Source organism: Komarekiella delphini-convector SJRDD-AB1, from assembly GCF_014831675.1.
GTDB lineage: Bacteria > Cyanobacteriota > Cyanobacteriia > Cyanobacteriales > Nostocaceae > Komarekiella.
The window spans coordinates 246,732-257,248 of sequence record NZ_VJXY01000004.1; the positions used below are offsets into that span (position 1 = coordinate 246,732).

General features: G+C 42.0%; 10 protein-coding genes and 1 pseudogene. 7 read left to right on the forward strand and 4 right to left on the reverse strand.

The window, feature by feature from the left end:
- Window positions 1-97 precede the first annotated feature (97 nt).
- Together FNW02_RS06285 and FNW02_RS06290 are read left to right on the forward strand one after the other, a co-directional pair.
- The gene (locus tag FNW02_RS06285; protein ID WP_191756687.1) at window positions 98-2,359 is read left to right on the forward strand and encodes a heavy metal translocating P-type ATPase; all 2,262 of its coding nucleotides are present in this window, start codon (window positions 98-100) and stop codon (window positions 2,357-2,359) included.
- 22 nt (window positions 2,360-2,381) lie between these two features.
- Entirely contained in the window at window positions 2,382-2,891 is a 510-nt protein-coding gene (locus tag FNW02_RS06290; protein ID WP_191756688.1) for a cupredoxin domain-containing protein, read from the forward strand.
- A 193-nt stretch (window positions 2,892-3,084) separates the two neighbouring features.
- On the opposite strand, the gene FNW02_RS06295 is transcribed toward FNW02_RS06290, so the two are convergent.
- A complete protein-coding gene (locus FNW02_RS06295) occupies window positions 3,085-3,705 on the reverse strand; it encodes a class I SAM-dependent methyltransferase (RefSeq protein ID WP_191756689.1) in 621 nt (206 codons plus the stop codon).
- 296 nt (window positions 3,706-4,001) lie between these two features.
- Window positions 4,002-4,253, reverse strand: coding sequence for a thioredoxin family protein (locus FNW02_RS06300; protein ID WP_191756690.1), 252 nt, complete (start codon window positions 4,251-4,253; stop codon window positions 4,002-4,004).
- Window positions 4,254-4,531: 278 nt separating this feature from the next.
- On the opposite strand from FNW02_RS06300, the gene FNW02_RS06305 reads away from it, so the two are divergent.
- The 5 genes from FNW02_RS06305 (at window position 4,532) to FNW02_RS06325 (ending at window position 7,587) form a co-directional block, all read left to right on the forward strand.
- Entirely contained in the window at window positions 4,532-5,020 is a 489-nt protein-coding gene (locus tag FNW02_RS06305; RefSeq protein WP_191756691.1) for a heavy metal-responsive transcriptional regulator, read from the forward strand.
- Window positions 5,021-5,116: 96 nt separating this feature from the next.
- On the forward strand, window positions 5,117-5,431 hold the full coding sequence (locus FNW02_RS06310) for a hypothetical protein (RefSeq protein WP_191756692.1): 315 nt from the start codon (window positions 5,117-5,119) through the stop codon (window positions 5,429-5,431).
- 86 nt (window positions 5,432-5,517) lie between these two features.
- Window positions 5,518-5,697, forward strand: a complete 180-nt coding sequence (locus FNW02_RS06315; protein WP_191756693.1) for a hypothetical protein — start codon at window positions 5,518-5,520, stop codon at window positions 5,695-5,697.
- Complete coding sequence (locus FNW02_RS06320) at window positions 5,694-6,734, forward strand: F510_1955 family glycosylhydrolase (RefSeq protein ID WP_191756694.1); 1,041 nt, start codon at window positions 5,694-5,696, stop codon at window positions 6,732-6,734. The genes FNW02_RS06315 and FNW02_RS06320 overlap by 4 nt, the downstream gene beginning before the upstream one ends.
- Before the next feature lie 187 nt (window positions 6,735-6,921).
- Window positions 6,922-7,587, forward strand: coding sequence for a class I SAM-dependent methyltransferase (locus tag FNW02_RS06325; RefSeq protein ID WP_225225469.1), 666 nt, complete (start codon window positions 6,922-6,924; stop codon window positions 7,585-7,587).
- A 109-nt stretch (window positions 7,588-7,696) separates the two neighbouring features.
- Here FNW02_RS06325 and FNW02_RS06330 read toward each other — a convergent pair whose 3' ends face one another.
- Both FNW02_RS06330 and FNW02_RS06335 read right to left on the reverse strand, forming a co-directional pair.
- Window positions 7,697-8,185, reverse strand: a complete 489-nt coding sequence (locus tag FNW02_RS06330; protein ID WP_191756695.1) for a hypothetical protein — start codon at window positions 8,183-8,185, stop codon at window positions 7,697-7,699.
- Between the two features lie 110 nt (window positions 8,186-8,295).
- A pseudogene (locus FNW02_RS06335) lies at window positions 8,296-10,107 on the reverse strand (efflux RND transporter permease subunit); the annotation flags it as partial.
- Between the last annotated feature and the right edge of the window lie 410 nt (window positions 10,108-10,517).

Sequence of the window (10,517 nt, forward strand, 5' to 3'; positions counted from 1 at the left end):
CAGGCAAAGCTAAGGATAACGGCACTCGGCTATTGATTACACCAAAATACAATTCTTAGAACTCAGTCAAAGCAGCGATTGAAGAGCATATATAAATATGGATACTCTGAGTCTTAAACTTCGAGGCATGAGTTGTGCCTCCTGTGCTAACAACATTGAAGAAGCGATTCGCTCTGTTCCTGGAGTGAGTAACTGTAACGTCAACTTTGGCGTAGAGCAGGCTACTATCCAATACGATCCCAAGCGCACTAATCTAGAAACAATCCAAGCCGCCATAGATGCTGCCGGATACTCATCTTACTCACTTCAGGAACAAGAAATGATTACTGGAGAAGATGATGCGGAAAAAACCGCCCGTGAAGCAGAATTACGCACACTTACCCGCAAGCTAGTTGTAGGAGCAATCCTCAGCACTTTGATTGTACTAGGGTCAATTTCTGCCATGACGGGGCTAAACCTGCCTTGGATTCAGACGTTGTGGCTAGACAATCCTTGGGTACAGTTGGTACTGACAACCCCTGTCTTGTTCTGGTGCGGTGCAGACTTCTTCAAAAATGCTTGGAAAGCCTTTAAACGGCATACAGCAACGATGGACACTTTGGTTGCTATCGGTACTGGTGCAGCGTATTTTTATTCACTTCTTGCTACTGTTTTCCCAGGATTTTTTACGGCTGCTGGACTAATGCCTGATGTGTACTATGAAGCAGCAGCAGTCATTACGACCTTAATTTTGCTAGGAAGGCTATTTGAGAATCGCGCTAAGGGACAAACTTCTGAAGCCATCCGCAAACTCATCGGTTTGCAAGCCAGAGATGCCAGAGTAATTAGAAATGGGCAAGAAATTGATGTTCCCATCCAGGAAGTTCAGATTGGTGATGTAATTTTGGTACGTCCGGGCGAAAAAATTCCTGTTGACGGAGAAGTGGTAGAGGGTGCTTCCAACGTTGATGAAGCGATGGTGACTGGTGAGAGCTTGCCAGTCAAAAAGCAACCAGGAGATGAAGTAATTGGAGCCACAATTAACAAAACAGGTAGCTTTAAATTCCGGGCAACTCGCGTCGGAAAAGACACTTTTTTGTCTCAAATCGTCAAAATGGTGCAACAAGCTCAAGGCTCCAAAGCACCAATTCAGCGTTTAGCAGATCAAGTAACGGGATGGTTTGTGCCAGCAGTCATAGCCATTGCGATCGCTTCCTTCGTCATTTGGTTTAATGTTATGGGTAATTTCACACTTGCTCTAATTACCACAGTCGGAGTGCTGATTATAGCTTGCCCGTGTGCCTTGGGTTTGGCTACTCCAACTTCAGTGATGGTGGGAACGGGCAAGGGAGCAGAAAATGGCATTTTAATTAAAGGTGCAGAAAGTTTAGAACTTGCTCATAGAATCCAGACCATTGTGCTGGATAAAACTGGAACTTTAACACAGGGAAAACCCACTGTTACTGACTTTGTTACTGTCAACGGCACAGCTAATAGTAACGAGTTAAAACTTTTGCAATTGGCAACGTCTGTAGAACGAAATTCAGAACATCCATTAGCTGAAGCGGTGGTTAGATATGCCCAATCTCAGCAAGTAGAACTGACAGAGGCTAAACAATTTGAAGCGATCGCCGGCAGTGGTGTTCAAGGGATTGTTTCAAACCACTTAGTGCAAATTGGTACTCAACGTTGGATGGAAGAATTAGGTATCAACACCCGCACCCTCCAAGAGCGCAAAGCCTCTCTAGAAGCTGCTGGTAAAACGGCTATTTTAATCGCTGTAGATGGGCAAATTCAAGGCTTGATGGGAATTGCTGATGCACTCAAACCCTCTTCAGTAGCAGTTGTCAGAACGCTACAAAAGTTAGGTTTAGAGGTAGTTATGCTAACGGGAGATAATCGCAAAACGGCAGAAGCGATCGCCAGTGAAGTTGGTATTAGACGAGTATTTGCAGAAGTTCGACCCGACCAAAAAGCGTCTCAAGTACAAGCATTGCAAGCAGAGGGGAAAATTGTGGCAATGGTGGGTGATGGCATCAATGATGCTCCAGCACTGGCTCAGGCAAACGTGGGGATTGCAATTGGTACGGGGACAGATGTGGCGATCGCTGCCAGCGATATTACTCTCATCTCTGGAGACTTGCAAGGTATTATTACCGCAATTCAATTGAGCCGTGCCACTATTCGGAATATCCGCCAAAATCTCTTCTTTGCCTTTATTTACAATGTTGCTGGGATTCCCATTGCTGCTGGAGTTTTGTTTCCTATCTTTGGCTGGTTACTCAACCCAATTATTGCGGGTGGGGCGATGGCTTTTAGTTCTGTTTCTGTTGTTACGAATGCCTTACGCTTGCGTAACTTTCACCCCAAAACTATCTAATAATTCTGGAGGAATTTAGCAAATGTTTAACAAAAGTAAGATTTTGGGGAGCATTGCTGGGCTAGGACTTCTGTTTGGTACAGCATCAAGTGTAGCAACAGCACAAATGCCAACACATTCATCAGAACAGACCAGTCAATTTCGCCGCATTGAGCAACCATTACCATTAAAAGTCGGCGTTACTTTAGGTGGTTTGGGGTTAATTGGATTGGAACTGTGGTGGTTTCTATTCAGTAAAAATAAAGCCACAAAAGCTAATTCTGAGCAAGGAATACAGGAGCTAACAATTAATGTAGACGGCGGTTATGAACCTGATCGTGTGATTGTGAAATCTGGTCAACCTGTACGGCTAAATTTCTTTCGCCGTGACCCTAGTAGCTGTCTGGAGAAAGTGTTGTTACCTGATTTTCACATTGCTCAAGATTTGCCTCTTAACCATATCACTCCCATTGAATTTACACCTCCTAAACCAGGTCAATATCAATTTACCTGTGGCATGAATATGTTTCGTGGTGTGGTGGAAGTCCAGTAGGGAGGTAGCAATAAACTTTACCTTTGGCTACTTTTACCTCAACGCTCCAAGAGCTTAAGCTTCTCTAACTAATCTCAAATATTGTGCCTTCTTACTTACCAAAAAATGGTAATTGCTGCAACTTGGATAACGACTGAAAAGACAACCAAGAAGCCAACAGAGCGTTCATTCTCAAATGAGTAAAACTTGTGATTCAGCGACTAGCTGTTATTACCATCAATCCCCATATCAAGCCAAAACGAACCTTAGTAGCACGACAAATGTTAAAACCTGCGGATGTAAGCAGGTGATGAAATTTAGCTTGGGAGTAACACTGCCTGTATGCTAGATCAAAAACTTTTAGCATGATGTCGCATATTTGGCATAGTAAATAATCTCTGCACCAATCTAAAATCACTAATTTACCATCAGCTTTCAGAACCCTTTTCATTTCTGCTAATGCAGCGTTGGGATCATCAAAATAGTGAAATGAACTAGCAGATACGACCACATCGAAACTGTTACCTACAAAGGGTAATGCTAAGACTGATGCGTTGTAAAACGAGACATTAGGGTAGTTACAACATTTTTGTTTAGCTATGAGTAGCATCTTGTCTGAAATGTCTACCCCAACCATCTGTTGCATCGGCTGTTCAGTTAAAATTAGCCGCTCAAACTCCCCTGTTCCACAAGCGATATCCAGCACAACATCTGACGGAGATATTTGTTCCCAGCTTTTGAGAAATGACAATGTATTAGCAACGTAATTGCTCCAGCGTTGGTCGTATATTGCTGCCAACTGATCATACTGTTTGCGAGCTTTTGTTTCTTTCATACGTAACTTCTAGCTTTTTTCATAAGCCGAAATACATATTGAAGTACAGCGACTTTATAGTAGCGTGTTAATCCAAATTTGATTTGATTGCTATTTATCCTAAATTTTTTATATATTTTAGTTCATAAAATTAATCTCACCATGAGGAAAAACAAAACCATAAAACAGATTTAGGGTTCATAAGCTAATGTGCTTTTCAGTTGCGTAATTAGGGCGGGCGATGCCCACCCTACAATAGATTTAATTTTTTGCAAATTGAAGGTCTTTCAGCTTATTTACCTTCTGTTTCAACTATTTCAACTCAAGGGCTGACCTACACCAGCAACTTGGAGTTGCTCTCGACTGGGTTTGCCAGTCATAACTAGTTTTCCATTAATAGCGATCGCTGGCACTGCATTTACTCCATACTGCTGGGCTTTCTCCCGCTCTTGTCGCAGGTTATAGACCGATACTTCACAGTCAGGACAAGTCAGTTCTTGCACCATTTGCACTGTCTCATCACAAAGAGGACAGTCAGCCGTAAAAATCTCAATTTGACGTTTTATCATGATGTCTACCAAAATTATTTTGACTCATTCATTCTGAAGCCTCTAGCTAACTATAGAGTCAACCCCATAGGTAAATATTCTTTTCCAAATAACCTCAATTTAAATTATTTGGACATATCATCTCCTCAAATTTGCAACCCTGGCTCATCAAGTTTTAAGCTAATATTTTTGCCCACAAGTATTGTAATTAAACTTTATACAAAATTTTCCAATTATCACTTGACTCTCTAGCAGACTATAGACTTTAAAGTTATAACAACACATAGTAGTAAATAACTATGATTGCTGTCGTGGAACAAGTTTGCTGTGAGGTATCATCCCCAAAAAAGCTGCTGAAAATTGGTGAGCTAGCAAAGCAAACTGATGTGGCAGTGGGAACAATTCGGTATTACGAAGGCTTGGGCTTGATAAAACCAGTTGAAAGAAGTGAAAGTGGCTACCGTTATTACGACTGTGAAGCAATCAACAGGCTACAATTCATCAAAAAAGCCCAATCCTTACAGTTTTCCCTGTCTGAAATTCAACAAGTGTTAGGCATCCGTTCCCAAGGCGACCCTGCTTGTCCACTAGTTCGGGATTTACTCAAACAGAAAATTGCTCATCTTGAGGAGCAGATTTATCGCATGAAGGAACTGAAGGATGAGCTAGAGGCATATCAACAACGTTGGGAAAACCGACCTTTGGATAATCCCTGTAATAAAGAGCTTTGTAGCTTGATTGAGGAAGTTGCTTGCTCTGATATACCTGCTCACAATTTCCGAGACTAGTAAATTTATGACTTGACTCTATACCCGAATAGAGACTTTAGAATGGCCTTAGTTTCTCAGAAACTACCAAATTAACAGAATAATGGAGAGTAAAAAATGAACATTAGTACAGGCGTTAAGACAGTATTGAGCGGAGCTGTAGCTAGTTTTGCATTACTTACGTTAACCACTACTGCTTCCTTTGCCAACACTCCCAAGGGAACTGTGACACCGAATCAATCCGCCAGGGCTATAAACGAAGCAAAACTAATTCAAGTGCTGACCAGTCAAAGAACAGCGCCAACGCATCAAACGCCACAGCAGTCAAACCAAACGGGATGTAAGTGTTGCCAAGCAATGATGAATAAGATGCCAGGAATGATGAACAATATGCCGGGAATGATGAACAACCAAGACAGTCCATCAAGATAGAGCTTGATAAATCCATCGGCGAGAAACACATTTGAAATGTCAGAAAAAACTAGGAATGTTTAGAGAAATCTCGCCGAAAAAGGCTAATGAATTCATTGCTAAGGAAGCTATCTTATGGTTTGGCAAAGGAACTTAAGGTAAACCAAGATGACTATCGAACTCGCTCCTTTTATCCAGAAGCTCAAATCGCACTTGCTTTTGCGTTTCATCATAAGTCAATAGCTTTATTACAGCAAAAAACTTACTCAGGAGAAACACAATTATGAGTCAGCCTGACTCAAAAGACTACAACATGATGAAATGGATGGGAATTGCTATGGTAGCTTGCTGTGCTATACCCGTAGCATTTTTCCTCTTTTTAGGCGGAGGCTTGGGAGTGTGGTTCGGTCGTTCTATCCAGCAGCCTACTAGCAATCAGTCAACCAACCAGCCACTCTCCACCAACCAGCCAAACAACCAGGCTCAACCAAAGGCTGTAAATGTATTCCTAGAAAAAGCAGTCAATTGGCAAGCAAATAATCATGTTCATGGTTTGACTGTGAATCGAGATAATCCCAACATTATTTATGTTGCAAGTCATAACGGACTTTTGCAACGTTCTGAAACTGGGGAATGGTTCTGGATGGGAAAAGAACGAGCTGATTATATGGGCTTCACTGCCGATCCAATTAATAGCGATCGCTTTTATTCCAGCGGACATCCACACACAGGAGGTAATCTAGGATTCCAGATCAGTGAAAATAAAGGGCAAGATTGGAAACAGATTTCTATGCCTGGAGTAGATTTTCATGCAATAGCAATCGCACCTAGTAACCCTAACGTTTTTTATGGATGGCCTGCTTCTGGGGCGCAAGGGCTGCATACTTCTACTGATGGTGGCAAAACTTGGATTAAACCCCGCATGAAGGGATTAAGTGATGCTCCTTTTGACCTTGCAGTTGACCCGCGAAGCCCTGAACATTTGTTTGCAACTACCCGTTCGGGAATGTACAAAAGCATCAACAGTGGCGATGACTGGATGCTAGTACCTAATACACGGGAAGCTCCTGTTGCCAGTCTAGCTCTGCAAAAAGAGGGTAACAATGTTGTAATGTATGGCTATCGCTTTCTCAAGTCAGCACCCGGTGTCTATCGCAGCAGTGATGGTGGTAAAACGTGGGAGAAACTTTGGACTGAAACTAATGGTGTAGTCGTAAAACTAGCGATCGCCCCTAGCAATCCCCAAATATTTTATACAGTAAATGATAACAATGCTGTCTTTCAATCCCAAGATAGCGGCAAGACATGGAAAGAACTGAAATAAATTTGAAGACTATCTACATAGCTATAATAACTTGAAATACTAATCGGTCAAATCTGCAATCAAGGCATTTTGAAAGTTACGATTATTTGTAATTAAATTACAGTTCAGCCATTACCTTAGTTAATCAGTAGAGAGTAATAATGATAGCTTGAGCAACGCCAGCTATAGTTCCAGAATTGAGAAAATAATGATGGCGAAAATACATACTGTAGCGTCAAATACAAAAGGTTCTCCAGACTGGTATAAACGTTTATTTGCCTGGATGATGGCTCATGGCAACGCTAAATACGAGGAGGAGATAGCAGACCGAAAACGAGCTTTGTTTGCCCAACTGCATAGCAACGTTTTAGAAATTGGGCCTGGTACGGGCCCCAACTTGTCTTACTATCCGTCCGACATTCATTGGATTGGTATTGAGCCAAACCCTTTCATGCATCCATATATACAGCAAGAAGCTGAGCGGCTCGGCTTAGATATTGACCTCCGCAGTGGAACTGCCGAACACTTGGAAGTCGAGGATAACAGCATGGATGCTGTCGTAAGTACGCTTGTTTTATGTTCTGTAAATAATCTAGCTGCTGTATTGCAAGAAGTTATACGAGTACTTAAGCCTGGTGGACACTTCTTTTTCCTTGAACACGTTGCGGCACCTCAAGGAACAATGTTGCGACGGATACAGCATGGAATAAAACCGCTTTGGAAAACGCTTGGTGATGGTTGCCATCCTGACCGCGAAACCTGGTTAGCATTAGAGAATGCAAGGTTTGAGCAAGTAGATTATCAACATTTTCGGGCAAACCTCCCTGCGATCGTCAGCCCTCAAATAATTGGTATAGCAGTAAAGAAAGGCTAAACTGAGGCACTTGCCTATGAGTACAGAAGCCCAGCTTTCAGCCATTTTTAATAAGTTGATTTTAAGGGTGGGCAAGCAAAGCTTACCCTTAAATTTAGCCTAACTTAGATTACTGATTAAAACTAAACCGACCGTTGACCTTTTCTGTGCCAACATTCGCAGTAACTTTCACTTGATATTGACCTGCCGTAACTCCATCGAGCTTCGCAGCATAATGTTTACCATCAGCATCGTATGTTAGATAAACTGTTTTTTGCTTTCCATCTGGTGATTGGATATCAGCAGTAACTTTGGCATTTGGAATTGCTTGGTGATTATCACCCGTTTGCAAATATAAATCTAAATGAGTCGTGCTACCTTCTTTCTCAGGCACTAACTCTAAGTGATATTTTCCTGCTTCAACGACTTGAGCATTTTTACCATGTGAGTCGCCATGAGCAGATGTTTCAGTTTTGGCGACTGGTTCGGTTTTGTTAGTATTTTCTGTAGAAGGACTAGAAGGATTACTACTAGACTCAGAAGCTTGATTACCACAAGCTCCCAAAAAAAGTAATCCTACACTGGCAAAAACAACAAAGCCTGATTTGAATGGTTGCATTGATTTACTCCTCATTAATTATTAGAAAAATTTCGCTCAATTACATACGTAGCGTATGAATATCTCTACATTCCCAGGTGGACATCTGGGAAGAATTAATAAATTAAGTGTCATACAACTGAACCTTGAGTAACATCGATTTCTTGTACTTGTGTAGTCTTTTTGGGAACCAAAAATTTACCAAATAGCGAATATAAAGCCGGCAAAACTAAGAGTGTTAAAGCAGTGGAAGTAACCAAGCCACCTAACACTACCACAGCCAAAGGTTGTAAAATTTCCTTACCTGCACCAGAACCAATTACTAATGGAACCATACCTAGTGCTGACGAAAGTGCTGTCAGGAGAATCGCAACTAATCGTTCCATCGAACCATCAACAATCACTTGTTTGAGTGCTATTCCCTCTGCTAGGCGATTGTTATAGTTATCTACTAACAGCAATCCGTTGCGAGTAGCTACACCAAATAGAGTGATAAAACCAACCATAGAAGCAACAGAAATAATACCACCACCCAAGGCTACAGAGATGACACCTCCAATTAATGCCAGTGGCAAGTTAATCATTATCATGACTGTGGCAGGAATTGACTTAACCGCAAAGTAAATCAGTACAGAAATTACAGCGATCGCAACTGCACCTGCAATAATTAATGTCTGCGTTGCTTGTTCCTGTGCCTGAAACTGACCGCCAAATTGGACATAGTAGCCTCCAGGAAGTTGAATTTGTTTAACGCGATCGCGTACATCCTTAATTACAGAACCCAAATCCTTTCTAGCAACGTTGGCAGAAACCACAATCAGCCGGGAAACATTTTCACGATTGATGGTACTTGGCCCCGTGCCATAATCAACTTTAGCAACCTGAGATAAGGGAATTTTCTGCCCGTTTGGTGTATCTACCAACAAGTTACCAATTACGTCCAAATTGTTACGGGAGCTATCTTGCAACCACACAACGAGATTAAACGTTTGTTGCTTCTCCAACACTTGAGAAACTGCTTTTCCATTCAATCCAGTCTCTATAGTTTCTGCCAGTTCTCCCACAGTTAACCCATAACGAGCGGCTGCATCGCGGTCAAATTGAATTTGAATTTGTTTGACTGGGACTTGGGGTTCAAGTTGCAGATCCACAATGCCGGGAATACCACTCATGGCGGATTGTACCTGTTTACCAATGGTACGGAGTTGTTCAAGTTCGGAGCCGTAAATTTTGACAGCGATCGCACTTCTGACTCCTGATAAAATTTCATCCATGCGGTGTGAGATAAACCCGCCGATATTAGTTGCAACACCAGGAAGTTTTTCAAACTCTTTACGGAGTACTTCAACAGTCTTCTCTCGATCCTTTCCTCCTTCTTCGCTAATTTGCACATCCAACTCGCCAAAGTTTACCCCTGCCACATCCGGGTCTCCTTGAGCAAACCCAGAGCGGAACGCAATGGCATCGAAGCGCTGATCATTTTTGAGAGCATCCATCACTGCCAAAGCGGCTTGGTCAGTTGCATCTAAGGATTCACCAGGTAAAAGAATTATTGCATTGACCAAAGAGCGGTCTTGGAACTCTGGCAGGAAGACTTTTCCTAATCCAGGTAGAATGATCATAGATGCAACAAAACCCGCAAGTGCAACTCCTAAAACTACCTGGGGGCGACGAATTGAAAACTTCAACGCTGGACGATAAAATTGATGTACTTTGCGCTCTAGCCAAGTTTCCGTACTAGGTAAACGTCGATTTGCCAGTAATAAGGCACATAGCGCTGGAGTTAATGTTAATGCAATTAAGGTAGAAGCGAGAATCGATAGCAAATACGCCATTCCCATTGGTGTGAAAATGCGACCTTCTACCCCAGACAGAACAAAAATCGGTGCAAAGACTACTGCAATAATTACTGTTGAAAATAGAACACTAACACGTACTTCTACTTGTAGCGACCTGCAATGCTAATCGCTCAAACCTGCAATCATGACATTTACAAACCAGGATTATTTGCAACTATAATTACGCCTCAGCCAGGATTATGGGTCTTGTCCACTTTTGGTGATCTAGGGTGAGGATGCTCTCAGTTGAGCGATCGCAAAAGATGAATTTTTTTAGTCAATAGCGATAGAACGAACGCCTCAGTAGTTGAGAATGGTGTCAACAAATCAATAAAAGCTAGAATGGAGATGAAAAGCCTAAACTTCTTGTGTACTCTAGCTTTTAGGTAATAAAACGAGAAATAGTTGAGAATCACACACTCAGAGTCGAATATGGGTCAAAAGGCTATAGAAGTACTGTGTCGCCTATTACCCGATACAAAAAATCTTCAGCTTGAGAATTGGCTGATTAACGA

Excerpts from the sequence above, each read along its gene's own strand:
- FNW02_RS06285 (WP_191756687.1), top strand. The coding sequence starts at position 98 with ATGGATACTCTGAGTCTTAAACTTCGAGGCATGAGTTGTGCCTCCTGT.
- FNW02_RS06290 (WP_191756688.1), top strand. The coding sequence starts at position 2,382 with ATGTTTAACAAAAGTAAGATTTTGGGGAGCATTGCTGGGCTAGGACTT.
- FNW02_RS06295 (WP_191756689.1), bottom strand. The coding sequence starts at position 3,705 with ATGAAAGAAACAAAAGCTCGCAAACAGTATGATCAGTTGGCAGCAATA.
- FNW02_RS06300 (WP_191756690.1), bottom strand. The coding sequence starts at position 4,253 with ATGATAAAACGTCAAATTGAGATTTTTACGGCTGACTGTCCTCTTTGT.
- FNW02_RS06305 (WP_191756691.1), top strand. The coding sequence starts at position 4,532 with ATGATTGCTGTCGTGGAACAAGTTTGCTGTGAGGTATCATCCCCAAAA.
- FNW02_RS06310 (WP_191756692.1), top strand. The coding sequence starts at position 5,117 with ATGAACATTAGTACAGGCGTTAAGACAGTATTGAGCGGAGCTGTAGCT.
- FNW02_RS06315 (WP_191756693.1), top strand. The coding sequence starts at position 5,518 with ATGAATTCATTGCTAAGGAAGCTATCTTATGGTTTGGCAAAGGAACTT.
- FNW02_RS06320 (WP_191756694.1), top strand. The coding sequence starts at position 5,694 with ATGAGTCAGCCTGACTCAAAAGACTACAACATGATGAAATGGATGGGA.
- FNW02_RS06325 (WP_225225469.1), top strand. The coding sequence starts at position 6,922 with ATGATGGCGAAAATACATACTGTAGCGTCAAATACAAAAGGTTCTCCA.
- FNW02_RS06330 (WP_191756695.1), bottom strand. The coding sequence starts at position 8,185 with ATGCAACCATTCAAATCAGGCTTTGTTGTTTTTGCCAGTGTAGGATTA.